At 65.7% G+C, this 24,571-nt stretch carries 27 protein-coding genes and 2 pseudogenes; 8 read left to right on the top strand and 21 right to left on the bottom strand.

All coding sequences use genetic code 11. The annotated features are described in order from the left end of the window. The first annotated feature begins 11 nt into the window (after positions 1-11). Complete coding sequence (locus DIE15_RS19920; RefSeq protein ID WP_124834145.1) at positions 12-896, top strand: Sir2 family NAD-dependent protein deacetylase; 885 nt, start codon at positions 12-14, stop codon at positions 894-896. A 37-nt stretch (positions 897-933) separates the two neighbouring features. On the opposite strand, the gene DIE15_RS19915 is transcribed toward DIE15_RS19920, so the two are convergent. Beyond that, positions 934-2,118: a peptidase S8/S53 subtilisin kexin sedolisin gene (locus DIE15_RS19915; protein ID WP_409364310.1), complete on the bottom strand. Its 1,185-nt coding sequence runs from the start codon at positions 2,116-2,118 to the stop codon at positions 934-936. A gap of 206 nt (positions 2,119-2,324) precedes the next feature. After that, entirely contained in the window at positions 2,325-2,489 is a 165-nt protein-coding gene (locus DIE15_RS37065) for a hypothetical protein (protein ID WP_160327477.1), read from the bottom strand. Positions 2,490-2,557: 68 nt separating this feature from the next. Between DIE15_RS37065 and crcB the strand changes: the two genes are divergently transcribed. Next, a complete protein-coding gene (gene crcB, locus DIE15_RS19910; RefSeq protein WP_057928477.1) occupies positions 2,558-2,944 on the top strand; it encodes a fluoride efflux transporter CrcB in 387 nt (128 codons plus the stop codon). A gap of 24 nt (positions 2,945-2,968) precedes the next feature. Further along, complete coding sequence (locus DIE15_RS19905; RefSeq protein WP_124834144.1) at positions 2,969-3,319, top strand: DUF190 domain-containing protein; 351 nt, start codon at positions 2,969-2,971, stop codon at positions 3,317-3,319. Between the two features lie 9 nt (positions 3,320-3,328). On the opposite strand, the gene DIE15_RS19900 is transcribed toward DIE15_RS19905, so the two are convergent. Together DIE15_RS19900 and DIE15_RS19895 are read right to left on the bottom strand one after the other, a co-directional pair. Continuing rightward, positions 3,329-3,892, bottom strand: a complete 564-nt coding sequence (locus tag DIE15_RS19900; protein ID WP_057928544.1) for a YggT family protein — start codon at positions 3,890-3,892, stop codon at positions 3,329-3,331. Between the two features lie 76 nt (positions 3,893-3,968). Next, entirely contained in the window at positions 3,969-4,898 is a 930-nt protein-coding gene (locus DIE15_RS19895) for a Rossmann-like and DUF2520 domain-containing protein (protein WP_124834143.1), read from the bottom strand. A gap of 510 nt (positions 4,899-5,408) precedes the next feature. Between DIE15_RS19895 and DIE15_RS19885 the strand changes: the two genes are divergently transcribed. Continuing rightward, entirely contained in the window at positions 5,409-5,699 is a 291-nt protein-coding gene (locus DIE15_RS19885) for a hypothetical protein (protein ID WP_124834142.1), read from the top strand. Between the two features lie 103 nt (positions 5,700-5,802). Here the strand turns inward: DIE15_RS19885 and DIE15_RS19880 are convergent, their stop codons facing one another. Beyond that, positions 5,803-6,474 (bottom strand): LysE family translocator, encoded by a 672-nt coding sequence (locus DIE15_RS19880; RefSeq protein ID WP_057928481.1) that lies wholly within the window; start codon positions 6,472-6,474, stop codon positions 5,803-5,805. Positions 6,475-6,508: 34 nt separating this feature from the next. Continuing rightward, positions 6,509-8,065: a UbiD family decarboxylase gene (locus tag DIE15_RS19875; protein WP_057928482.1), complete on the bottom strand. Its 1,557-nt coding sequence runs from the start codon at positions 8,063-8,065 to the stop codon at positions 6,509-6,511. Positions 8,066-8,663: 598 nt separating this feature from the next. Between DIE15_RS19875 and DIE15_RS19870 the strand changes: the two genes are divergently transcribed. Next, positions 8,664-9,776: a lytic transglycosylase domain-containing protein gene (locus DIE15_RS19870; protein WP_057928483.1), complete on the top strand. Its 1,113-nt coding sequence runs from the start codon at positions 8,664-8,666 to the stop codon at positions 9,774-9,776. 119 nt (positions 9,777-9,895) lie between these two features. On the opposite strand, the gene DIE15_RS19865 is transcribed toward DIE15_RS19870, so the two are convergent. From DIE15_RS19865 to DIE15_RS37055, 7 genes are all read right to left on the bottom strand, one after another. Then, on the bottom strand, positions 9,896-11,092 hold the full coding sequence (locus DIE15_RS19865) for a pyridoxal phosphate-dependent aminotransferase (protein WP_124834141.1): 1,197 nt from the start codon (positions 11,090-11,092) through the stop codon (positions 9,896-9,898). Between the two features lie 70 nt (positions 11,093-11,162). After that, complete coding sequence (nusB, locus tag DIE15_RS19860) at positions 11,163-11,600, bottom strand: transcription antitermination factor NusB (protein WP_014897817.1); 438 nt, start codon at positions 11,598-11,600, stop codon at positions 11,163-11,165. Next, positions 11,597-12,112, bottom strand: coding sequence for a 6,7-dimethyl-8-ribityllumazine synthase (gene ribH / locus DIE15_RS19855; RefSeq protein ID WP_040143614.1), 516 nt, complete (start codon positions 12,110-12,112; stop codon positions 11,597-11,599). Before ribH ends, nusB begins: the two co-directional genes overlap by 4 nt. Positions 12,113-12,165: 53 nt before the next feature. Further along, entirely contained in the window at positions 12,166-13,308 is a 1,143-nt protein-coding gene (gene ribBA, locus DIE15_RS19850; protein ID WP_057928485.1) for a bifunctional 3,4-dihydroxy-2-butanone-4-phosphate synthase/GTP cyclohydrolase II, read from the bottom strand. A 187-nt stretch (positions 13,309-13,495) separates the two neighbouring features. Beyond that, entirely contained in the window at positions 13,496-14,014 is a 519-nt protein-coding gene (locus DIE15_RS19845) for a DUF1993 family protein (RefSeq protein ID WP_057928486.1), read from the bottom strand. A 385-nt stretch (positions 14,015-14,399) separates the two neighbouring features. After that, positions 14,400-14,714, bottom strand: a complete 315-nt coding sequence (locus tag DIE15_RS37060; protein ID WP_175825417.1) for a DNA-binding transcriptional regulator — start codon at positions 14,712-14,714, stop codon at positions 14,400-14,402. Further along, a complete protein-coding gene (locus DIE15_RS37055; RefSeq protein ID WP_175825418.1) occupies positions 14,711-15,055 on the bottom strand; it encodes a type II toxin-antitoxin system RelE/ParE family toxin in 345 nt (114 codons plus the stop codon). Before DIE15_RS37055 ends, DIE15_RS37060 begins: the two co-directional genes overlap by 4 nt. Positions 15,056-15,216: 161 nt before the next feature. Here DIE15_RS37055 and DIE15_RS19835 point away from each other — a divergent pair, with 161 nt between their 5' ends. Together DIE15_RS19835 and DIE15_RS19830 are read left to right on the top strand one after the other, a co-directional pair. Beyond that, positions 15,217-15,717, top strand: coding sequence for a DUF6933 domain-containing protein (locus DIE15_RS19835; RefSeq protein WP_124834160.1), 501 nt, complete (start codon positions 15,217-15,219; stop codon positions 15,715-15,717). Between the two features lie 87 nt (positions 15,718-15,804). Further along, a complete protein-coding gene (locus tag DIE15_RS19830; RefSeq protein WP_244104861.1) occupies positions 15,805-17,607 on the top strand; it encodes a hypothetical protein in 1,803 nt (600 codons plus the stop codon). Positions 17,608-17,711: 104 nt separating this feature from the next. Here the strand turns inward: DIE15_RS19830 and DIE15_RS19825 are convergent, their stop codons facing one another. The 4 genes from DIE15_RS19825 to DIE15_RS19810 all read right to left on the bottom strand — a co-directional run bounded on the left by DIE15_RS19825 (position 17,712) and on the right by DIE15_RS19810 (position 21,427). Then, positions 17,712-18,341, bottom strand: coding sequence for a riboflavin synthase (locus tag DIE15_RS19825; protein WP_124834140.1), 630 nt, complete (start codon positions 18,339-18,341; stop codon positions 17,712-17,714). 14 nt (positions 18,342-18,355) lie between these two features. Next, entirely contained in the window at positions 18,356-19,477 is a 1,122-nt protein-coding gene (ribD, locus tag DIE15_RS19820; protein WP_124834139.1) for a bifunctional diaminohydroxyphosphoribosylaminopyrimidine deaminase/5-amino-6-(5-phosphoribosylamino)uracil reductase RibD, read from the bottom strand. 15 nt (positions 19,478-19,492) lie between these two features. Further along, a complete protein-coding gene (gene hemL, locus DIE15_RS19815; protein ID WP_124834138.1) occupies positions 19,493-20,776 on the bottom strand; it encodes a glutamate-1-semialdehyde 2,1-aminomutase in 1,284 nt (427 codons plus the stop codon). 186 nt (positions 20,777-20,962) lie between these two features. After that, positions 20,963-21,427 (bottom strand): hypothetical protein, encoded by a 465-nt coding sequence (locus DIE15_RS19810; RefSeq protein ID WP_124834137.1) that lies wholly within the window; start codon positions 21,425-21,427, stop codon positions 20,963-20,965. Between the two features lie 258 nt (positions 21,428-21,685). Between DIE15_RS19810 and DIE15_RS19800 the strand changes: the two genes are divergently transcribed. Then, on the top strand, positions 21,686-22,903 hold the full coding sequence (locus tag DIE15_RS19800; protein WP_124834136.1) for a Bcr/CflA family multidrug efflux MFS transporter: 1,218 nt from the start codon (positions 21,686-21,688) through the stop codon (positions 22,901-22,903). Between the two features lie 29 nt (positions 22,904-22,932). Here DIE15_RS19800 and DIE15_RS19795 read toward each other — a convergent pair. From DIE15_RS19795 to DIE15_RS19780, 4 genes and pseudogenes are all read right to left on the bottom strand, one after another. Then, a pseudogene (locus DIE15_RS19795) lies at positions 22,933-23,365 on the bottom strand (type VI secretion system amidase immunity protein Tai4). 103 nt (positions 23,366-23,468) lie between these two features. Next, positions 23,469-23,825 (bottom strand): DUF1493 family protein, encoded by a 357-nt coding sequence (locus DIE15_RS19790; protein ID WP_124834134.1) that lies wholly within the window; start codon positions 23,823-23,825, stop codon positions 23,469-23,471. Next, a pseudogene (locus DIE15_RS38160) lies at positions 23,825-24,255 on the bottom strand (STM2901 family protein). Before DIE15_RS38160 ends, DIE15_RS19790 begins: the two are co-directional and overlap by 1 nt. Positions 24,256-24,270: 15 nt before the next feature. Continuing rightward, the gene (locus tag DIE15_RS19780; protein WP_124834133.1) at positions 24,271-24,471 is read right to left on the bottom strand and encodes a hypothetical protein; all 201 of its coding nucleotides are present in this window, start codon (positions 24,469-24,471) and stop codon (positions 24,271-24,273) included. Positions 24,472-24,571 lie beyond the last annotated feature (100 nt).

Raw genomic sequence — 24,571 nt, 5'->3', positions numbered from 1 at the left:
GCCGCTCCATCATGCCGCTTTCCGATTCGTCCGCTTCCTCCGACTCCATCGATTCCGGCGTTGCCGGCGCGCCACTGCCGGCCCAACTGGTCGCCTCCGCCGTCGAGGCGCTCGCGCGCGCCGATGCGCTCCTGGTGACGGCCGGCGCCGGCATCGGCGTCGATTCGGGGCTGCCCGATTTCCGCGGCACGGACGGCTTCTGGCGCGCGTATCCGGCGCTGCGCCACGAGCGTTTCGAATTCCACGAGATCGCGTCGCCGCAGGCGTTCCGCGCGCATCCGCAGCTCGCGTGGGGCTTCTACGGACACCGTCTCGAGCTCTACCGGCAGACGTTGCCGCACGCGGGCTTCGCGATCCTGCGGCGCTGGATGGACGCGATGCCGAATGGCGGCTTCGTGCTGACGAGCAATGTCGACGGCCAGTTCCAGACGGCCGGTTTCGATCCGGCGCGTGTCGCCGAGATCCATGGCTCGATTCATTCGATGCAGTGCCTGCGCCCCTGCTCGGACGACACGTGGGACGCCGCGCCGTTCACGCCCGACGTCGACGCAGCCGCGTGCCGGCTGGTCGGCGAACTGCCGCGCTGCCCGCGGTGCGGCGGCCTGGCGCGGCCGAACATCCTGATGTTCGGCGACAACGGCTGGCTCGGCGAACGCTACGATGCGCAGGAGCGAGCGCTGCAGGACTGGATCGCGCAGGCAGGGCGGGTGATCGTCGTGGAGATCGGCGCGGGCACCGCGATTCCGACCGTGCGGCTGCTGAGCGAACGGCTCGGCGCCGACGTGATCCGCATCAACGCACGCGAAGCCCATGCGCGCCGTGCGGACGTGATCGGGCTGAAGGGCGGCGCGCTCGCGACGCTCGTCGCGCTCGACCGCGCGTGGCACGGCGGTTGAGCATCACGGTATGAATCCGCCGGCCGCGCCCGCGCGGTTACGGCTGCGCGACGAGCGCCTGGACGAGCGCCGGCGCGATCGGCGAGCCGAGCCCCGTCACATAGTCGTAGCCGCCCGCTGCGTTGCAGATGCTGCCGCAACGGCCGTTGGACCCGGTGGTTACGTCGTGATAGTCGCTGCCGTAGGCGCTCTTGCCGACCGTATAGAGCGCGTCGTAGGTGCCGCTCAGCGGGTGCTTGCCGGCAGCCGTGCGCAGCGAATTCGCGATCGCGACGAGCGCCGACCATTGCGGCGCGCCCGCGCTCGTGCCGCCGACCTGGAACCAGCCGGCCTGCCCCTGATAGGTGACCGAGTCATACACCGCGAAACCGCTGGACGGGTTCGCGTCGTAGCTGACGTCGGGCACGCCGCGCTTGCCGGCCACCGGGATCGGCCAGCCGGTCTGTCCGGCCGGCTCGGCTTCGACGGTGCTCACGCCGCCGCCGCTGCCGCTCCATGCAGCCTCGCCGACGTAGGTGCCGGACGTGTCGGTGGACAGCGTCGTGCCACCCACCGCCAACACGGACGGTGACGCCGCCGGGTACTCGGTGCCTGCACCGCTGTCGCCGGACGATGCGACGAACGTGACGCCCGATACGTTGAAATGGCTGTCGAAGCCGGCTTCACTGCTGAACTCGCTGCCGCCGAAGCTCATCGACACCACCGATGCGCCGCGCTTGACCGCAACGTCGACCGCGGCCATCAGGTCGTTGAAGCTGGCCGACGCGGCTTCGACGAGCACGATCTTCGCCTTCGGCGCGATCGCGTGCACCCACTCGACGTCGAGCGACATCTCGAGCGACCAGCCCGAATCGGTCCGGGGCCGCGAGCCTCGCGCATAGACCTTGGTGAAGCAGCCGTTCGCCGTGGTGCAGGCGGGCAGCGAAAACGCGTTGCTGAACACGCCGAGATCGGCCTCGATCTTCGGGTCGTCGTAGGCGTCGACGATCGCGACCACCATACCGTCGCCCTGGTTGGCGATCGTGTCGAACCCGTATGCATGCCGTGCGAGCGCGGGCGTGAGGCCGGCTACCGTGGCCGTGCTTGCGCGCGGCTTCGTATGGAATGGTGGGCGGGCGAACCCTTTCGGCGCGCGGTTGCCTTCGACGTACGACGGGGCATTGCCCTCGGCGAGCGCAACCGTCGAGGCGAGCAGCGACGCGCACAGCGTCGGAATCAACATGGATGACAGGCGGATATTTTTCATTTGACGAGTTTCCATGTCGATGGAATGAAGGGGCGAAACGATTTTACGAAATCGGTGAAGCCGATTGCATTGAATATCGGCTGGATGCGGGAATATCTGATAAGGGAAAGTACGCGGATCTCCATGTAGAGCATGGGTTTTGAGGATTGGCGTGTGGCGGGGTTGGCCAGCCTCTTTCTTTTTTAAAAATCTGATAAATAATCGATCTGCATTTGATTGATTTGTAATGTCCTGCGTAATTCGTCAGAAAATATCGATTGCGGCAGCCGCGCGGGAGTCATGAAATGTGCGGTTCCGGTCCGGACCGCCCCCGCGCCTGCCGTGCGGGCCGCCGGCATTGCCGCCATGGCGCGATTCCGCATACAGTTCGGCGTAGGCCGCATCCGCCATGCGGCCTCGTCAGCGAGGAGTTCCCTTGTTCTATTCGATCGTTGCGATCTTCGTCGGCGCCGGGCTCGGTGCGTTGCTGCGCTGGTTCCTGAGTCTTGCGCTCAACGAATTCTTTCCCGCCGTGCCGCTCGGCACGCTCGCCGCGAACCTGATCGGCGGCTACGTGATCGGCGTGGCCGCCGTCGCATTCACCACCCGCGTCGGGCTGCCGCCCGAGTGGCGGCTATTCGTGATCACGGGCTTCCTCGGCGGCCTCACGACGTTCTCGACCTACTCGGTCGAAGTGATGACGCACGCGGTGCAGGGCGAATTCGGATGGGCGTTCGCGGTGGCTGCCCTACACTTGACTGGATCGTTCACGCTGACGGCGCTCGGTATGTGGACCGCGCGCGTGTGGTTCGCGGCGGCCTGAGCGCGCCGGCACCGGGAGGGTGCGATGGACAGGGTCTTCTTGCGTTTCTACGTGCACGAGCAGCACCGGCTGCACTGGAAGCCGCTATGGGAGTGGTTGCTGGAGGAAGGAAACCGGATGGGCGTCGCGGGCGGTTCCGCGTTCCGTGCGATGGCCGGCTTCGGCCGGCATCGGGTGCTGCACGAGGACCGCTTTTTCGAACTGCAGGGTTCGCTTGCGGTCGAGGTCGAGTTCATCGTCACCGAGGACGAGGCGCAGCAGCTGCTCGAGCGGCTGTCGCGCGAGAAAGTGCGCGTGTGCTACGCGATGATTCCGGCGCGCTTCGGCGTGATCGACACGCTCGGGGCGCCGCCAGCGCGAGGGCCGACGGCGTAGCGCAACGAGTCAGATGCCGAACATCGTCAGCGACACGGCGGCGCGCGTGACGATCATCAGCAGCACCTGCACGATCACGAACAGCAGGATCGGCGACAGGTCGATACCGCCGAGGTTCGGGATCACGCGGCGCAGCGGGTTCAGGAATGGCGCGGTGAGCTGATAGAGGATCGGCATCGCCGGCGAGCGCGGATTGAGCCACGACAGCAGCGCCATCAGGATCGTCATCCAGATCACGAGATTCAGTGCCCACTTCACGACGGTGAGCAGCGCGACCACGACGAGCGTCGCGATCACCGAGGCCGGATCGAAGCCGGCCATCACGACCATCAGCACCACGTAGACGAGCGCGGTGAGGAGGGCTGCGACGACGCTCGCCCAATCGATGCCGCGCACACCCGGGATCACGCGGCGCAGCGGCAGCACGAGCCAGTTGGTCGCCTGCAGCACGGCCTGCGTGACGGGATTGTACGGCGGCACGCGGACGGCCTGCATCCAGACGCGCAGGATCAGTGCGGCGCCGAACAGCGTGAAGACGGTATTGAGCAGAAAACGGGCGATCTCGCCGAACATCGTTGGCATCCTTTTTATACAGTCGAGTAGCGTGCGGCCGCCAACGCCGGATGGCGGCGCATCGGCCGACACCTTATCACGCCTCGTCTCGCGGCGGGGAGGGGTGCCCGGTCGTGCGCGCGAGCGACGCCTCGACGGCCTGCGCGAGCGCCGGCAGCGCGGCTGGCGGCGCTGCGCGCTTCGCCGCGAGCGCGACCGCGCGGCGGGTCATCAGCGCATACAGCGTCGCGTGATCGCCGCCGCGCGCCTCGAGCAGCGCGAGCTGGCGCTCGACGATGCCGGTGTCGCCGCGCGACACCGGGCCCGACAGTGCGTTCGCGAGGCCCTTGTCGCGTGCGGTCTCGATCGTGCCGGCCAGCATCGGCAGCAGCGCGCGCAGCGCGGCTTCCTCGTCGAAGCCGAGGCCGCGCCATAGCTCGACCGCTTCCGATAGTCCGCACAGCGCGAAGCTCGCCGCGTAATGCGCGGCCGCGTGATAGAGCATCCGGCCACCGGCCGGAATCGACAGCGGATGGCAGCCGAGTGCGGCAGCAAGCCGCAGCAGCGTCGCGTGCAGCGCGCCGTCGGCTTCGAGCGTGACCGAGCAGCCGTCGATGCGAGTGAGATCGGCGTCCGTGCCGCCGAACAGGTAGAGCGGATGGAAGCCGCCGGTGGCCGCGCCTTGCCGTCTTGCCGGATCGAGCAGTTCGATCGCCGACGCGCCGCTGCAGTGGACGAGCGCCTGGCCTGCCGCGCGCGCCGGGTCGAACCGCAGCGCTGCGGCGGTCGACGCCAGATGGTCGTCGGGCACGGTCAGGAAGATCAGGTCGGCGGCGTCGACGACCCGCTGCGGCGTGTCGACCGCCCGGCAGCCGTCGATGCGCGCGGCGAGCGCCGCGGCCGACTCCGCCGTGCGGCTCGCGATCGCGACGACCGGAAAGCCGGCCGCGGCGAAACGCTGGGCGACGCAGCGCGCAAGGCGCCCGGCACCGATGAAGCCGAGGCGGGGAGTATCGGGGAAGGGCATGGCGGGTCACGGAGCGAAAGCGGAGCAGCCGCCAGTATCGCAGGAATGACAGGGCGGTCGTATGAGCGGTGCCGGGCGGGGACGACCTGGGCGGCGGCGTTCGATGCGGGGACCCGGTCAATTCGCGGGGCAGTCTCGCCGCCCGATGACGATCGCCTAATCCGGCCCCGAATCACGCGCGGGCCGTGTCCCTCCCGGATTGTCGGCGTCTTGTCTCAAATTTGTAATCGTTCATTACGGAAGCGTGCCTGCCGCGCTTGCCGGATCCGGTAAGACTGACCGGCCAATATGTCGCGATTTTACTGGTCGGACGGAATCACGCGACCGGCAAGGGATGTCGACGATATGCAAAGCCATGCCGCGCGGTGGCTGCAGCCGCGTGGAATTGCAATTTGCAACAAATGCGCGATACGCGCCGGGCGGGTTTTCGCTACATTGCTTCCATGCGACGTGCATGCCCGCCGTTGCCGACAGGGGCGCACAAATTACCGCTCCAGCAGGAGAATCGAAGTGAAAAAGCTCATTCCGTTCATCGCCGCCGCTGCGCTGGGCCTGGGTGCCGCGAGCGCCGCGCAGGCCCACGTGTCGATCGGGGTCGGCGTCGGTATCCCGGTCGCACCTGCGTATCCCGTGTATGCGCCGCCGCCGCCCGTGTATTACGCACCGCCGCCGCCCGTGTACTACGCGCCGGCGCCGGCCTACTATGCACCGCCGGCCGTAGTCGTCGGCGGCTACTACGGCCGTCCGCACTGGCGTCACGGTTACTACGGCGGCTGGGGTCACCACGGCTGGCGTCGCTGACGCATTCCGCGTGGCGGCCTGACTGCGCACGGCAAAACGGCGCAACGTCCCTCGCGGGGCGTTGCGCCGTTTTTCATTCGGGCTGCGGCTCGGTGCGCGGCGGTCACACCGCGTGGGCAATCAGGTCGCGATAACCGCCGACGATCACGCTGTACGAGAAATACGCGAACAGCAGCGCCGATGCGACATGGCACGCGCGCATCAGCCCCGCGCCCGCGTGCTTGCGGCCCTGGCTCGCGAGCGTGCACATGAAGAGCGTCCACGCGAGGCCGCCCAGGAAGAAGCCGGACAGGAACACCGACGCCGTCGCCGGCGTCGTCGCGCCGGCTTTCGCGATCAGCGCGCCGCCGACCGCCGCGAACCACAGGATCGCGCTCGGCGACGACATCGCGAGCAGCATCCCGCGCATGAAGCTGCGCCGCGCGCCGGCTCGCGGCTGCGGCGTGTCGTCCGTATCACCGGCATCGGTGCCGCCGGCCGGCGCGAGCGCTTCACGCGCCATCTTCCACGTGAGGAACAGCAGTACCGCACCGCCGCCGATCCAGACGATCCAGCGCACGGCCTCGAACTGCAGCAGCACGGCCATCCCCGCGAGCGCGAGCGCCGCGTAGACCAGATCGCCGACGCACGAGCCGACGCCGAGCCAGAAGCCCGGCCGGAAGCCATGCGACAGCGTCAGCGACAGCATCGCGACGTTGACGAGGCCGATGTCGAGACACAGCGACAGCGACAGGAAGAATCCGTCGGACAGCATCGAGGCGGGGGGAAAGCTCATCGTCGTTCTTGTCGGATCCGTTCAAGGCGCGGACTTACAGTCCGATCTCCTGCCAGAGCCGGTCGACACGCGCCTTCACGGCCGCGTCCATTTCGATCGGGCGGCCCCATTCGCGGTTCGTCTCGCCGGGCCACTTGTTGGTCGCGTCGAGCCCCATCTTCGAGCCGAGGCCCGCGACGGGCGACGCGAAGTCGAGATAGTCGATCGGCGTGCTGTCGACCATCACGGTGTCGCGCACGGGGTCGACGCGCGTCGTGATCGCCCAGATCACCTCGTTCCAGTCGCGAATGTTCACGTCCTCGTCGACGACCACGATGAACTTCGTATACATGAACTGCCGCAGGAAGCTCCACACGCCGAACATCACGCGCTTCGCATGGCCCGCGTAGCTCTTCTTCATCTGGACGATGGCCATCCGGTAGCTGCAGCCTTCCGGCGGCAGGTAGAAGTCGGTGATCTCGGTGAACTGCTTCTGCAGCAGCGGCACGAACACCTCGTTGAGCGCGACGCCGAGCACGGCCGGCTCGTCGGGCGGCTTGCCGGTATAGGTCGAGTGATAGATCGCGTCGCGGCGCATCGTGATGCGCTCGACGGTGAACACCGGAAACCACTCCTGCTCGTTGTAGTAGCCGGTGTGGTCGCCGTATGGGCCTTCGAGCGCGTGCTCGTACACGGCGGCCGCATTGCCGGCCGGGCGAGGCGGTGCGCCGGCCGGGGCAGGGGCGGGCGCGCCTTCCTGCGGGTAAATGAAGCCTTCGAGCACGATCTCCGCACGGGCGGGGACCTGCAGCGTGTCGACGCCGGGCGTCAGGCACTTCGCGAGCTCGGTGCGGCTGCCGCGCAGCAGGCCGGCGAACTGGTATTCGGACAGCGAATCGGGCACGGGCGTCACCGCGCCGAGCGTCGTGGCCGGATCCGCGCCGAGCACGACTGCGACCGGATACGGCTTGCCGGGGTTCTTCAGCGCGAATTCACGGAAGTCCAGCGCGCCGCCGCGGTGCGCGAGCCAGCGCATGATCAGCTTGTTGCGTCCGATCAGTTGCTGACGGTAGATGCCGAGATTCTGGCGCGGCTTGTTCGGCCCGCGCGTGACCGTGAGGCCCCACGTGACGAGCGGCCCCGCGTCGCCGGGCCAGCAGGTCTGGATCGGCAGCTTGTTCAGGTCGACGTCGGTGCCTTCCCAGACGATCTCCTGGCATGGCGGCGACGACACCGATTTCGGCGCCATGTCCCACACGGCCTTGGCAAGCGACAGCAGCTTGCCGGCGTCCTTCAGGCTCTTCGGTGGATCCGGCTCCTTCAGCGCGGACAGCAGCCGGCCGAGGTCGCGCAGGGAGCCGAGCGCGGCGTCGTCGCCCGCATCGACACCCATCCCGAGCGCGACGCGGCGCGGCGTGCCGAACAGGTTGCCGAGTACCGGGAACGCATTGCCTGGCGGTGCGCTGAACAGCAGCGCCGGGCCGCCGGCGCGCAGCACGCGGTCGCACAGCTCGGTCATTTCGAGCACGGGCGACACGGGTTGCGTGACGCGCCGCAGTTCGCCGAGCGCCTCGAGGCGCTGGATGAAATCGCGTAAGTCTTTGTATTTCATGAAGAAGGTCCGGGCCGCCCGCAGAGCGGGCAGCGATGGGCGGGCGCAGCGGCCGGCTGCGGCCCCGAATCGACCGACGATTTTACCCGGCCCGCCGCGCGCACGCCCGGCGCAGAAAAAAGTCGACCGCGCGCGGAGCCCCTACGGCAGGGGGCTCACGATCTGAAGGGTGGCTCAAAATTACTTTTTGTTATAATTTCAAGGTTTTATAGTGTTGACGATCTATAAAACCCTGCTAGAATCCGCTGACATTGGTTGCAGGGTAAAAGGCTTCGAGCCGCCAATCACCGATCTTTGACGCAGCGCGTCACCGTCCGCCGAATCCTGCACGGCGTCTTCGACGGCCTTTAGTTGTAGTCCCAGCCAGCGCCACCAGACGCTGGTTTTTTGCGTGGGTGCCACCGCGTATGCCCGCCTCGCCCAGTGTGCGAAGGTGCCGGCCCTCTTACACCGTGGCCTCGAACGGTACTTATACCGTTTCCCCCGATGCTTGCGCGTCCCAACCAAGGCGTGCGGCGTCGTGATTCCGCGGCGCGTTTTCTGTCTCGCCATCGAGCTGAGCGAGCCGCACGAGTCATGTTCATGGGAGATGATCTGAATGAACGCTTGGTTATCGTGGCGTCCCAGTGAGCAGCATGCACAAATCGTGCGCAACATGCTGCGTCGCGGGACGCGTGTCAGTCACCATCTATTCAGCGTTGTCGGCTGTCTTGCTGTTGCGGTCGCACTTGCCCTCTGGCTGCTGCCGACCGTGCGCGGGAACCTTGCCGCGAAGCTGATGCCGGTCGTATCCGCGGCCGTGCAGGCCGGTCCGGCCCGTCTGCTGACCGGTCATCCGCTGCCGAACTTCGCGCCTGCCGGCGTGCAGCCGCAGCAGGAAGACGCCCCCGAAACGGATGCGCTCGCCGTCGGTCTCGACGTCGCACCGGAAACGGCTGCGCAGAACGATGCGTCCGATCCGGCCCGTAACGGCCCGTCGCCCGTCGCGCTCGCGAAACTGATTCCGTCCCAGCGGGTCCCTGCCGATGCGCGCGACGATCGTACGCTCGCGTCGAACCGCCAGCAGGCGCTCGTCGCCACTTACCTGTCGCGCCGTTACCGGGTTGCCCAGGAGCCGCTCGGCCAGCTCGTGAAGGCCGCGTTCCAGACCGGCCACGACGTCGGCCTCGATCCGCTGCTGCTGCTGTCCGTGATGGCGATCGAATCGGGCTTCAACCCGTACGCGGAAAGTGGCGTCGGCGCGCAAGGCCTGATGCAGGTCATGTCGAAGGTTCATTCCGACAAGTTCGAATATTTCGGCGGTACCGACACCGCGCTGCAGCCGCTCGCGAACCTGCAGGTCGGCGCACTGGTGCTGAAGGACTGCATCGCCCGCGGCGGCTCGCTGGCGACCGGCCTGCGCCTGTACAACGGCTCGACCAATCCGGACGACACCGTATACGGCTCGAAGGTCATGGCCGAGCGCGGCCGCCTGCGTGACGTCGCGCATGGCCGCAGCGTGCCGGTCAATGCGCCGCAGGCGCCGGCCCAGCCGTCGAAGCCGATCGTCACCGCGGCAGCGGCGGGCAGCGCGAAGCGCGTGCACGCGACGCTCGATGCCGCGCAGCCGATCACCGCGAAGGCCACTGCCGCGCCGAAGAGTGCTCCGCAGGACGACGCGAGTGTCGACACCGCGAAGTCGCACGGCGACCACTCGGAACTCGGCGCGTAAGTCACGTAACGCCACGCGGTTCCAGCCCGACCCAAGCAAAAAGCACCCGATTCGGGTGCTTTTTCTTTTTGCGCGGACGGAAAGGGCCTTGCCCGCCGGCCGTGAAGGCCGGCGGGGCGTCAGTGCTGACCGAACAGCGTCGCGAGCCGCTCGACGGCCTCTTCGAGGCGCGAGTAGGCGGTCGCATAAGACAGCCGGATATAGTCGCGCGGCGCATGGACGCCGAAGTCCATGCCTGGCACCAGCACGACGCCTGCGTCGTGCAGCATCGCCTGTGTGAGCGCCGCGCTGTCGCCGGCCGCCGGATGGGCGACCCCGCCGCAATGCGCATACACGTAGAACGCACCGTCCGGCATTACAGGTACCGTGAAGCCGAGCCGTTCGAGCGCGGGCGCGATGAAGTCGCGGCGACGCTTGAATTCGAGGCGGCGCGCTTCGTAGATGTCGAGCGCCGCCGGTTCGAAGCACGCGAGCGCCGCGTGCTGCGCGAGCGCGGACGGGCAGATGAACAGGTTCTGCGACAGCTTTTCGAAGGTGCCGACGAGCGCGGGCGGCACGACCAGCCAGCCGAGCCGCCAGCCGGTCATGCTGAAGTACTTCGAGAAGCTGTTCACGGTGACGACATCGTCGCCGAACGACAGCGCCGACACGGGCGCCGCGTCGTAGCTGAGCCCCTGGTAGATCTCGTCGACGATCGTGAAGCCGCCGCGTGCGCGCACGGCTTCGACGATCCGCTTCAGCTCGTCCGGCTCGAGCGACGTGCCGGTCGGGTTCGACGGCGACGCGAGCAGCACGCCGCGAGTGCGGCTGTCCCAGCGCGTGCGGATGTCGTCCGCGGTGAGCTGGAAGCGGGCTTCCGGGCCGCTCGGCACGAGCACCGGGCGGCCTTCGGCCGCCGCGACGAAGTGCCGGTTGCACGGATACGACGGATCGGGCATCAGCACCTCGTCGTCGCGGCCGACGAGCGCGAGGCATGCGAGCAGCAGCGCGGCCGACGCGCCGGCCGTCACGACGATCCGCTCGGGGCTGATCGTGAGGCCGTAGGCGCGCGCATAGTGTGCGGCGATCGCTTCGCGCAGCGGCGCGATGCCGAGCGCGCTGGTGTACTGCGTGACGCCGCGACGCAACGCGGCCGCGGCCGCCTCGACGACGGGCTCCGGCGCGGTGAAATCCGGTTCGCCGATGCCCATGTGGATAACATCGCGCCCGGAGGACTCGAGCCGCTGTGCCTCCTTCATCAGTTCCATCACGTGGAAGGGCTGGATCGCGTCGACGCGTGCGGCGAGCGTGACGAGCGAATCGGCGGTGGTATTCATCGGTCGGGCGGGGCGGGGAAGGGGAGGGAGAACCAAAAACGGGCGCTTGCGCGCCCGTGAACAAACGGAATCAGCCGTTGCGGCGCGCCTGCGTTTCGGCGGGGCGCAGCTTCGCGGCGAGCTTGTCGAGCACGCCGTTGACGTACTTGTAGCCGTCGGAGCCGCCGAATGTCTTCGCGAGTTCGACTGCTTCGTTGATGATCACGCGGTACGGCGTTTCGACATGATGCGTGAGCTCGAACGTCGCGATCAGCAGCACGGCGCGTTCGACTGGCGACAACTGGTCGACCGGACGGTCCAGCGACGGCGTGAGCGCTTCGACGAGCGTCGCATGCTCGCGAATCACGCCGTGCAGGATCGCGTCGAGCAGCTCCTTGTCGGCCTTGTCGTAACCGAGCGCGCCGCGCAGTTGCGCGTCGATCTCGCCGGAGGACGCGTTCGACAGCAGCCACTGATACAGGCCCTGCGTCGCCAGCTCGCGCGATTGTCGGCGGGCGCTCTTCTTCATGCGCGCTCCTCTTCGTCGTCTTCGTCTTCTTCTTCGTCCTCGTCGTCGCCGAGTTGGTCGAGCGCCATCGTCAGGTTCGCCATCTCGACCGCGACGCGTGCGGCGTCACGACCCTTTTCGGTCATGCGCGCGACAGCCTGCTCGTCGTTTTCAGTCGTCAGGACCGCGTTCGCGATCGGCAGGTTGAAGTCGAGGCCGATGCGGGTGATGCCCGCGCCGCTTTCGTTCGACACGAGTTCGAAGTGGTACGTCTCGCCGCGGATTACCGCGCCGAGCGCGATCAGTGCGTCGAACTGGCCGCTTTCCGCGAGCTTCTGCAGCGCGAGCGGGATTTCCAGCGCGCCGGGCACCGACACGAGCAGCACGTCTTCACCGGAGACGCCGAGGCGCTCGAGTTCTTCGACGCACGCATCGGCGAGGCCGTTGCAGACGGGTTCGTTGAAGCGGGATTGCACGATGCCGATACGCAGGCCGTCGCCTTCGAGATTCGGTTGGTATTGTCCGATTTCCATGATCTGGTCCGTGGTGTGGATGAACGGTTATAGGGCGAAAGCGCCGTGGCGGGTTACGCGTTGGGCGCCGGGCAGGACTTGGCTTCGCCGCCGGGCATCGGAATGAAGCCCGTGACTTCGAGGCCGTAGCCGGACATGCTGCCCAGCTTGCGCGGATTCGACAGCACCTGCATCTTGCCGACGCCGACATCGCGCAGGATCTGCGCGCCGATGCCGAACGTCTTGAAATCGACCGGCCGGCGCTTCAGTGCAGCGGCCTTTTCTTCCTCGTCGAACGCCTTGAAGACGTCGATCAGATGTTCCTTTGTGTCGCCGCAGTTGAGCAGCACGATCACGCCGAGGTCGCGTTCCGCGATGTCGCGCATCGCCGCGTCGAGCGTCCACGAGTGCGTCGAGATGCTCGTCTCGAGCAGGTCGAGGACGGACAGCGGCTCGTGCACGCGCACGGGCGTATCGACGTCGGGCGACGGCGTGCCGCGCACCAGCGCGATGTGCGGCGAGCCGCTCGGCTGGTCGCGGTACAGCACCGCGCGGAACGTGCCGTGCGCGGTCTGCATCGTGCGCTCGGCGATCCGCTCGATGATCGATTCGGTACGGCTGCGGTACTGGATCAGGTCGGCGATCGTGCCGATCTTCAGGTCGTGTTCCTTCGCGAACTCGAGCAGGTCGGGCAGGCGCGCCATCGTGCCGTCGTCCTTGATGACCTCGCAGATCACCGCGGCCGGCGTGAGCCCGGCGAGCGCGGTGAAGTCGCAGCCGGCCTCGGTGTGACCGGCGCGCACGAGCACGCCGCCCGGCTGCGCCATGATCGGGAACACGTGGCCAGGCTGCACGATGTGCTCGGGGCGGACGTCGTGCGCGACCGCCGTGGCGATCGTGTGCGCGCGGTCGGCGGCCGAGATGCCGGTCGTCACGCCTTCGGCCGCTTCGATGCTGACCGTAAACGCGGTGCCGTACTGGGTGCCGTTGCGGTAGGTCATCAGCGGCAGGTGCAGCTGCTTGCAGCGTTCCTGCGTCAACGTCAGACAAATCAGGCCGCGGCCGTACTTGGCCATGAAGTTGATCGCTTCCGGCGTAACGAATTCGGCGGCGATCACGAGGTCGCCTTCGTTTTCGCGGTCTTCTTCGTCGACCAGGATCACCATCCGGCCGGCTTTCAATTCCGCGATGATGTCGAGCGTGGAGGCGAGCGTCATAAGGGGGCGAGAAAGAGGAAAGTGCGTATTTTACGCCAGCCGGGCTACGTTTCGGCTGGCACGGGGAGCGCGTGGCCGGCGAGCGCGCCGCAACGCGGCGCGGCCGGCCGGCGGGGCGGGCCTGCCCGGGCCGCCGCGGCCTGCCCGAAGGGGGGCGACCGCAGGCCGGCCGGGGCCCGGCCCTGCGTCACGCGTGCTCGTTGCGCCCGCCGAGGTAGTCGAGCTTGCCGAGTTCGACGCCGCTGTGGCGCAGGATGTCGTACGCGGTCGTCACGTGGAAGAAGAAGTTGGGCAGCACGAAGTTCAGCAGATACGATTGCCCGGTGAACTCGATCGGGCCGACGCGCATCTTGAGCACGATCTGGCGTGCCTCGGTGCCGTCGATCTGCGCGGCGTCGAAGCCCTTCAGATAGTCGATCGTCTTCTGGATGCGCGCATGTAGTTCGTCGAACGTTTGCTCGACGTCGGGGTAGCTCGGGATGTCGACGCCGGCGAGCCGCGCGGCGCAGCCCTTGGCCGTGTCGGTCGCGATGTACACCTGGCGGACGAGCGGCAGCATGTCCGGATAGAGGCGCGCGCCGATGAACACCGACGGGTCGATCTGCTTCTCGGCCGCATGCGCCTGGGCCTTGCCGAGGATGTGCTGCAGGTTGGTGAGGCCGCGGATCAGGACGGGCAGCGAAGCCTGGTACATCGAGATGGACATGGGACGACTCCTGGAGGAAAAGGGGCAGCCGGTACGCGGCGCACCGTGCGTCGCCGCGCCGAAACCGCTGCCGTGCATCTTAGCGCGACGGGATGACCCGTGCGCGTCGTTGGCCATCCGGCCAGGTGTCGGGCCGAACCGCCGGCCGCCGTTCCAGACATTCCATATCCAGGGGCGCCGCCGCCCGGTCAGTCCTGATGCACGCCCTGCGATGCCGACAGCATCCGCTCCACATACCGCGCGATTATGTTGAGTCTGGCGCGAATACCAAGCCCCACATAGGCGGGGTCGAGAAAAGCGGCTCGTATACCGTCAGAAATACCGTCGCGTCACGGTGCTTGTAGCGAGACGACGATAGGCGATGCTGGACGGTGCCCGCAATTGTTCAGAGCGTTTCCAGCATCTGAAGCGTTTCCGGGTGCTTGGCGACCAGTCGGATCAGCGTGGCGGCCTGTGCGTTGGGCTTGGCTTTGCCTTGTTCCCAATTCTGATACGTGCGCACGTTGATGCGCAGGCTTCGAGCCATGACAGCTTGCGACGCGTGAGAGGCTTCGCGCACGGCCTTGATTTCGGCCGGCGAGACTTCAAGCGCATCGGGTACATCGGCCTTGATCTTGCGCAGCGTGATTTTTCCTTCGCGCTCGGCAACAAGGGCGTCGAGACCCTCAGTCAATTCAGCAAACAGATTTCGCTTCTTCATTGCTTGCTCCGTATCGTGACCTCTCTTTCCAGCAGCTTCGCGAAAGCTTTGCGCTCATCACTGGATAGGTCCGCCATTTCATCCTTGTCGTACAGTGTGAACAACCAGAATTGATAACCGCTGACCCAGTAGTAATAGATCACTCGTAGGCCACCGCGTTTGCCTTTCTGGCGCCGTTTGTCGGCGAACCTCAACTTCCGCAGACCGCCGGCTCCCTTGATCAAGTCGCCAGCCTCGGGATTAGCCAGCAGCGCTTTCTGCAGGACGGCGTACTCGTCATCCGCCAGATAGTTCTCGCGTTCACGGGAAAACGGCGGTAGTTCAATGAAGGTCGCTTGCATGGCAAAATTATACGCTACCTGCGTATAATTTCAACGGTAGGCTTTGGCGAGCCCGGCCGAAGCACGCTTGGGCCTACCGCTCCTCGCGCCGGAGTCGGTTGGAGGTACGCCATGTCAGCCCGGCGTACATCTTCTCTTGGTACAAGGTTGCTCCCCTTTCTATGCTCTATCTTTACTGCACTCACAAGCTGCTCAAACGTCTGAAACCCGAAGTGGTCGAGGCCGGAAGCAGCACCGCGAAGCTTGGCAACTGGTACGCAACTGTTTTGCCATGGCGGCCGCAGGTTGCGATGCTCGTGAATGAGCAGACGCTATTGCCGGTGCTGATGCCATTGGCTCCGGCCGCCAACCTGGCGGTCAGGTTCCCGGGGGCTCTGATAGATATATTGGACGCCCACGGAGTGCCGCGTTCGTTTATCGACTCGGAAGTGAGAGAAATGCAGGTCGTCAAATACGCGAAGACGCAAAATCGCAGCGTTGTCGGCATCATGACGGAGTTCGCACATCTCGCCGAAGCCTACCGCGCCCACGACAAACCGAACGAACTCATCGAGCTGTCGCTAAAACTGGCGCGCACGCCATGTAGCCCGCTTTACAAGGGGGCGGTCTTCCCGGACAGGGCTTTGAAAGAGCTGACGGGCGATAGCGGCGCGATCGCTTGATTGCGCGCTGTCGCGCGCGTATTCCTGTTCGATCTGACCGGAGGGCAGCCCGGTAGGCGACCACCGACTAGCTGATGGCCGGCGATAATGCCGGTCATCTCCTGCCAAACCCAATCCGCCATCGATATGTTGAACGAAGTGCTCTCGCGCCTCACCATGGACCAGTTGAAATCGCTTATGCGCTGGTTGCCTGATACGGCGCCGACCGGAAAGAAGGACCAACTGATCGAACAGATCCTGAAGAGCCTCGATGGCGATGCGCTGCACGCGCTTTGGGATCGCCTGGACGACACGCAACGTATGGCTGTTGCCGAAGCTGCGTACGCCGAGCGAGGAGTCTTCGATGGGAAGCGGTTTCGAGCGAAATACGGGAGATTGCCGGATTTCACAGTCGACGAGGGCGGCCGGCGCTATTCCTCCCGCGGGCAGCCGACGGCGCTGGGTCTTTTCCTGTACTACGAGGCCGGTCGCTACAGCCTGCCATTCGAACTCCGTGAACGGCTGCGCGGTTTCGTCCATGAGCCTGCACCCGTTAGGCTGAGCCCGGTCGCCGCGCTGCCCGAAAAGGTCGGCGAAAAACAGCTGACCGTGAGGCGTACCGAACTCGATGCATTGGTCGATCTGCCGGTTTTGCTGCGACTGGCGGACCAGGGGAAGATTCAGACGAGCGAGAAAACGTTGCTGCCCGGAAGCGTTACATTGCGGTTGCTGACGGAGTACCTTGCCAATGGGGATTTCTATGGGCCGGCAGGCGGTAACCCGGAGCCGGGTACCGGTCCGTTCAAGGCGTTTTCTTGGCCGCTGCTGCTTCAGGCCGCGGGGCTCGTGCAGCGAAACGGCAGCAAACTGGCTCTGAGCGTTGCCGGTCGCACAGCATTGGCGTCCGCGCCAGCCATTGTGTTGAGAGCGATCTGGAGCAAATGGCTGAAGACCAATCTGTTCGATGAATTTAGCCGTATCGATGTCATCAAGGGGCAAAAATCCAAAGGACGAGCGATGACCGCGGTAGCGCCGCGTCGCACCGCGATTATCGACGCGCTGAGGGACTGCCCGATCGGAGCCTGGGTCGGCGTCGACGACCTTTCCCGGTTCATGGAGGCGACCGGGCGGACATTCGAAGTGGCGAATGATCCTTGGAGTCTTTATATCTGCGAACCGCAATACGGTAATCTGGGCCACGACGGTTACCACGATTGGTCAATTCTGCAGTTTCGATATCTTCTTTGCGTGCTGTTCGAGTATGCAGCGGCCCTCGGGGTGGTCGATGTCGCCTATATCGAGCCCGCCGGCGTACGTGACGACTATCGCGGGATGTGGGGGACCGACGACCTGGAATACCTGAGCCGTTATGATGGCCTGATGTATTTCCGCATTAGCTCGCTCGGGGCATATTGCCTCGGATTGAACGACGAGTATGTGCCTCCTCCGGTTGTGCCGAGCGTCAAGCTTGCCGTGTTGCCGAGCTTGCAAGTGAATGTCGTCGACGGACGGCTCTCAATCGACGAAACGCTGGCGCTGGCTACGTGGGCAGAGGAACTGACGGAAAATCGGTGGCGCTTGGATCTTCAAAGGGCCGTTGGCGCCATTGAGAAAGGGCTCGATATTGGAGAGCTTCGGCTGTTCCTGGAGGCACGAGAAGATCAGCCGTTGCCTGAAACAGTGGAGTCGTTCTTAAAGGCGGCCGAGCAGCAGGGGAAAGCGCTGAAGGTTCTGGGAACCGCGCTACTGATTGATTGCGAGAACGAGAAGATCGCTTCGATGGTGGCGGAGGCGAAGGAAGCAAGGGGTCTTTGTCTACGCGCCGGCGAGCGACAACTGGTGGTCAGGCTTGAACACGAGGAAAAATTTCGGAGCCTCGTCCGCAAGCTCGGGCTCGGCGTGATGGTCTGAAATCCGTTGCGCCGGGTCCAACGACGCCGGAGGCTCCGAAGTCGTCCGATGGACGACTTGCAACGCGGCGCAAAGCTGTTGGGCAGCGAGGGCAGCCGCAGCGGTTAGCTGCGCGCTGTGGGCGGTGCCGACGACAGAATCCTTTCGGTGTACCGCGCGATCATGTCGACTTCGAGGTTGACCTTGTCGCCGGCCTTCACGTGACGCAGCGTCGTGACCTCGACCGTATGCGGGATCAGGTTGATCGAGAATTCGCAGCCGTCCGCGCGATCGTCGACCGTGTTGACGGTCAGGCTCACGCCATTGACCGTGATCGAGCCCTTGTATGCCAGATAGCGGCCGAGCTCGCGCGGCGCGACGATCCGCAACTCGTGCGATTCGCCGACCGGCGCGAACCGGGTCACGGTGCCGAGGCCGTCGACGTGGCCCGACACGATGTGCCCGCCGAGGCGGTCGTGTGCGCGCAGCGCCTTCTCGAGGTTCACTTCGCCGGGTTGCGCGAGGCCGACCGTGCGGTTCAGGCTTTCGCGCGACACGTCGACGTCGAATCCGGTTTCGGTCTTTTCGATGACCGTCATGCACGCGCCCTGGATCGCGATGCTGTCGCCGAGCGCGACATCGGCCAGGTCGAGCCCGCCGGCCTGCACGGTCAGCCGCACGCCCGCGTCGGGCGACGCGCCGAGCGGGTTGATCGATTCGATGCGGCCGACGGCCGCGACAATTCCGGTAAACATCGTGACGGCTCCGTTCAGTGGGAGGCGGGGGGCGGCGCGACACGCGCCAGGATCCGCAGATCGTCGCCGATCCGATCGACGCTGTGGAATGCGAGCCGCGTGCGGGCGTCGAGGCTCGCCGGCGCGGCGAGGTCGAACATGCCGGCTGCGTCGCTGCCGAGCAGGCTCGGCGCAAGATAGACGAGCAGCTCGTCAACGCATTGCTCGCGCAGCAGCGAACCGTTCAGCTTGTGGCCGGCCTCGACGTGCAGCTCGTTGACGCCGCGTGCGCCGAGCGCCGCCAGCATCGCGGGCAGGTCGACCTTGCCGTGCGCATTCGCGAGCGGCACGATTTCCGCGCCGCGCGACTTCAGCACGTTCGCACGCACTTCGCCGGCGGCATCGAGCCGGCCGCAGAAGATCAGCAGCGGCGCGCCTTCGAGCAGGCGCGCATCGAGCGGCAGGTCGAGGCGGCTGTCGACCAGCACGCGTTGCGGCTGGCGCGGCGTGTCGATGCCGCGCACGGTCAACAGCGGGTTGTCCTCGCGCACGGTGCCGATGCCGGTGAGGATCGCGCACGCGCGCGCACGCCATGCATGGCCGTCGAGGCGCGCGGCCTCGCCGGTGATCCACTGGCTTTCGCCGGACGGCAGCGCGGTGCGTGCATCGAGCGACGCGGCCGTCTTCATCCGCACCCACGGGCGGCCGCGCGTCATCCGCGACACGAAGCCGATGTTCAGTTCACCCGCCTCGTTCGCGAGCAGCCCGCAGCGCACGTCGATGCCCGCGTCGCGGAGCATCCCGAGGCCGCGCCCCGACACCTGCGGGTTCGGGTCTTCCATCGCCGCGACGACCTTCGCGACGCGCGCGTCGATCAGCGCGTTCGCGCACGGCGGCGTGCGGCCGAAGTGGCTGCACGGCTCGAGCGTCACGTACACGGTGGAGCCGGCGACGTCGTGGCCGCGCGAGCGCGCGTCCTTCAGCGCCTGCACTTCCGCGTGATCCTGGCCGGCCGGTTGCGTGAAGCCTTCGCCGATCACGTCGCCGTCCTTGACGATCACGCAACCGACGCGCGGGTTCGGCGCGGTCGTGTACATCCCGCGCGCCGCGAGCGTCAGCGCACGCTGCATGTGGGCGAAATCGGTATCCGAGAACATGCGCGGGGACCCGGGTCAGGCGGCGAGGGCCGCGAATGCGCGGCGGGCGGCCGCGAGCGTCGCGTCGATCACCGCGTCGTCGTGCGTGCTCGACACGAAGCCGGCCTCATACGCGGACGGCGCGAAGTACACGCCTTCGTCGAGCATCAGGTGGAAGAAGCGGTTGAAGCGCTCGATGTCGCTCTTCGTGACTTCCGCGAAGCTGGTCGGCACGCGCTCGGCGAAGTACAGGCCGAACATCGCACCGATCGAGTCGGCCGCGAACGGCACGCCGGCTGCGCGCGCTTCGGCCGCGAGGCCGTCGGCGAGGCGCTTCGTCTGTGCGGTGAGCGCGTCGTAGAAGCCCGGCGCCTGGATCAGCTGCAGCGTCTTCAGGCCCGCGGCGACCGCGATCGGGTTGCCCGACAGCGTGCCGGCCTGGTACACGCCGCCGAGCGGCGCGAGGTGGGCCATGATGTCGCGGCGGCCGCCGAACGCGGCAGCCGGCATCCCGCCGCCGATCACCTTGCCGAGGCAGGTGAGGTCCGCCGTGATCCCATAGTGTTGCTGCGCGCCGCCGAGCGCGACGCGGAAACCGCACATCACCTCGTCGAAGATCAGCACGGCGCCGTGCTTCGTGCACAGCGCGCGCAGCGCGTTCAGGAATTCGGGCGTGCCGCGCACGAGGTTCATGTTGCCCGCGACGGGCTCGACGATCACCGCGGCGATCTCGTCGCCGAACGCGCCGAATGCTTCTTCCAGCGCGGCGACGTTGTTGTATTCGAGGACGGTCGTGTGCTTCGCGATGTCGGCGGGCACGCCGGCCGACGTCGGATTGCCGAACGTCAGCAGGCCCGAGCCGGCCTTGACCAGCAGGCTGTCCGCGTGGCCGTGGTAGCAGCCCTCGAACTTGACGATGCGGCTGCGGCCCGTGAAGCCGCGCGCGAGACGCAGCGCGCTCATCGTGGCCTCGGTGCCGCTCGACACCATCCGCACCTGTTCGATCGACGGCACGAGCTTGCAGATTTCCTCGGCGATCTCGATTTCCGCCTCGGTCGGCGCGCCGAACGAGAAGCCGTCGGCGAGTACGTTCTGCACGGCCGACAGCACTTCCGGATGGACGTGGCCGACGATCATCGGGCCCCACGAGCCGATGTAATCGATGTACTGCTTGCCGTCGGCATCCCAGAAGTACGGGCCCTGTGCGCGCGACACGAAGCGCGGCGTGCCGCCGACCGAACGGAAGGCGCGCACCGGCGAGTTGACGCCGCCGGGAATGGTCTTCTGGGCGCGTTCGAAGAGGATCTGATTGTTGGACATGAGCGAAACCTGCGAGAGAAGGGCGCGGGGGCCTGTGCACGGGCCGCGGCGCCTGGGCGGAACGATCGTCTGATTGTACCGGAGACGCGCTCGGCGGGCCTGCCGGGCGGACTGCGTCCTTTCCGCGCGTGAAGGATTGCATGGGGATTGCACGGGCCGGAAAGGAAGTGGGGTGATTCGGCCCCGTTATCGATCCGGCACGGGCGGCGGCTTGCGCTTGCCGGTCAGCTCGGCCCAACGCTTCTCCAGCGGGCCTTCGACCATCGGCTTGATCACCGTGCCGGAACTTTGCGCATCCCAGGTCTGCACCGAGTACGGATGCACGCGCAGCGCGTCGCGCGGGATCACGACGTCCTGGTGTGCGTCGACCAGCCAGTCATAGACGAAGTCGATGCACAGCCGGTAGCCGCGCTTCGTCGACGGATCGGGCACCTCGTACGGCGCGCGCGTCACGTAGCCGGAACCGAACACGCCCTTCGGCTCCTTCGCGAGGCGGTGCAGGAACACGCGGTCGCCCGGCAGGATGCCGCGCGCGAAGCCGCAGCCCCACACGTCATGCACGGCCTCGCCGGCCTTCACGCGCGCGGCCACGTCGGGCAGCTCGGGCCACGGCCATTTCTTGGGGCTCCAGATCAGCAGGAAGGCGGTCATCGGTTCGGTCGTACGTCGAATGGGTCAGACAAAAGAAGCGGGAGCCGCAAGCTTAATCGAATCCGCCCGCGCGACTCCGTCCGCGGCCCCGTGCGACACTGGCCGCACGGGCACTTTCCGGCCGTGCGCGGCACGCGGCCGGCGGCACGCGAAAAAGTTGCGCGTACAATCATGGGCCTGAGCGCCGTGCGCGGCGCAGCCTCCCGTCTTCACCGCCACGCGCGCCCCGATGCGCGCGGGCCTCCATTCCGGATACCCATGTCCCACGTCGTCCGGCGCCGGCCCGATGCCCGGCTGATCCTGTTGCTCGGCGCGCTTGCCGCCTGCGGGCCGATTGCCACCGACATGTACCTGCCGAGCCTGCCGTCGATCGCCGACGGCTTCTCGGTGAGCCCCGGCGCCGCGCAGCGCACGCTGACGAGCTTCATGGCCGGCTTCTCGGTCGGCATGCTGCTGTACGGTCCGCTGTCCGATACGTGGGGCCGCCGCCCGGTGCTGCTCGGCGGCATCGCGCTGTTCACGCTGGCGAGCATCGGCTGCTTCGTGTCGACCTCGATCGACATGCTGATCCTCGTGCGCTTTCTGCAGGCGCTCGGCGCCGGCGCGGCGTCGGTGCTGTCGCGTGCGATCGCGCGCGATGCGCATGAACCGACCGACGCGGCGAAGGTGCTGTCGATGGTCGCGATCGTCACCGCGGTCGGGCCGCTGCTCGCGCCACTGATCGGCGGGCAGATCCTGCGTTTCTCGGGCTGGCGCGGCGTGTTCGTCGTGCTGGCCGTGTTCGGCGCGGTGTGTGCGGCGACCGCGTACCTGCGCGTGCCCGAAACCTGGCCGAAGGAGCGCCGCAAGAGCGCGGCCGTGCTCGCGTCGTTCGCATCGTACGGGCGCATCCTGTCCGATCCGGTCGCATGGGGGCACATGCTGTGCGGCGGGATGGCGTTCGCGTCGATGTTCTCGTACATCACCGCGACGCCGTTCGTGTACATCGAGTATTTCCACGTGTCGCCGCAGCACTACGGGCTGCTGTTCGGGCTGAACGTGGTCGGGATCATGATTGGCAACTTCACCAATACGCGGCTCGTCGGCCGCATCGGCTCGCTGCGCATCATCGCGGCCGCGTCGCTCGTGAGCTGCATCGCATCGCTCGCGGTCGCGCTCGTCGCGCTGACGGGGTGGGGCGGACTGTGGTCGATCGTCGTGTGCCTGTTCTTCGTGGTCGGCGTGGTCGGGATCCTGTCCGCGAACTGCACGACCGACCTGATGCATCGCTATCCGCACAACGCGGGCGCGTCGGCTGCCGTGTTCGGCGCGATGCAGCTCGCGCTCGGCGCGATCGCGAGCGTCGCGATCGGTGCACTCGCGGACGGCACGCCGTTCGCGATGGGCGTGACGATCGGCGTCACGGGCGTGCTGTGCTTCGTCGGGCGCTATCTGGTGCTGCGCTGGCACGGGCGTGCTGTGCCGGCCGGGGCGTGAGCTGCGGGTTCAAATTTCCCGCCTCTGCATCACTTGGAACGGTCTGACGAGCGATTGTTGAGTCGATCGCTGCGCTTCGGGTTGATCACGAACCGCTTGACCTGGGCATCGAGTTCCTTGCTATGGTACAGATCCAGGCATTTCAAAAAATCGAACCTCACGCCTTTGATTTCGGATTCGACGATCGGATTGCTGTAATCGCGTGCAAGAAAACGATTGACCAGCGATTTGCTCGCATCGGGGTTTCGTTCCAGATCGAAGTCGGTCCAATCCATTAGTGCACTGGCGCTGCTTCCCGCGTCCATCGCAGCGGACGGTTCATTCCGATAAGCGGTCGCGATGCATTCGGCGAGCACCATGTCCTTGTAGTTCTGCGCGTAGGTTCGGGCGCCGGCTTGCGGCGACGACGTTGCATCCGTTGCATGGCCCGATGGTGCCGCTAACGGTCAGTACCCCAAACATCACACACTGGAGCAGCGGATTTTGTCTCATGGCAGACTCCAGAGGTGTCCACAGATCCAACACATCGCCTAAAAAATAAACCGGTCTATTTGGCGAGGCGCAATCAGCGCGGCAGACTTTCCAAGCGCTGATTGTTCCACTCTCCATCCAAAATAGCCTGATAGAGCATGCCTAGAGTCAGTGGCACTTTGTCATATTTTTCTCGGCGTTTTCTGGAGAAAGCCATCCGCGCCACTTCAATCAAGCTAAATCCCTCTCCTGAGAAGTAGCGCTTGAACTCAAAATCTCCAACTTGCACCGGAAATTTATCGAAGAAGCTCTCCATAAACTCGACCGCATCGTCGCCAGTGATATCCAAATCACCCTCGACGGCATGACCTTTTGTGAGAATTTCTTTGGGACTAACACCGGCCTCCCTTCTCACAAAATCCTCAAACTCGTTCCATGTAAACTGGCTCATCAGAACACCTTGTCCTCAGGCTTAACAAGCGCGTTATAGCGCGACACGGAACGAATGCTGATCATCGTGACATCGTTGGCAGCAATGACCCAGCCAACGACAGGAACCGCGCGCCCAACGAAAACCCCAATGTTTCTTACCAGAATGAACCTCAAGCGCTTAACGCTGGCGTTGGTCAGCGTCGGGAGGATCTTCTTCTTCAAATCGTAGTCCAGATACTTGCGACTTAATATCGACGCAACAGAAGTACTCGGCGTGGTACCAAAGGCTTTGCTCGTGTTGGCATCCAATTTTGACCGGCCACAATGGCAACCACTGCTGCTACATCGTCAACGCCAAGCTCCTTGCATGTCTCGTCGATAAAGACAAGGAAAAACAGCTCCATCGGCGTGAGATCTCGATGTGTACCAAAGTCATAGGTATTGTTCATTATAGTATTCCTCTCTCAGGCTATCGACGAGGCTGAAACCTCGGAGAGAACGATCCCCTGCCTATCGTCCAGGGTGCTGCCTCCCAGCGAAGGCGGGAATTTGATCACTTCTGCTTTGCCCCAGCGCTGGATATTGGTGGCCACGTTGCCCCAATCGTTCGCGCAACTTTCTCCGCGGAATTTATCGGCGCGTAAATTCGCATTGCTGCTGCCCATGCAGCAGAAAAACGTGGTCTAGGCATTTCCCTCTCCGCAAACTGGATGAACGTGATGCTGTCGATGCCGATCAGTGTTCTTTGAGAAATGCGCTGTTTTT

The organism is Burkholderia sp. Bp9031, from assembly GCF_003857965.1.
Taxonomy (GTDB): domain Bacteria; phylum Pseudomonadota; class Gammaproteobacteria; order Burkholderiales; family Burkholderiaceae; genus Burkholderia; species Burkholderia ambifaria_A.
Note: the sequence above shows the minus strand (reverse complement) of the source record. Positions and strands in the feature narration are given on the sequence as shown.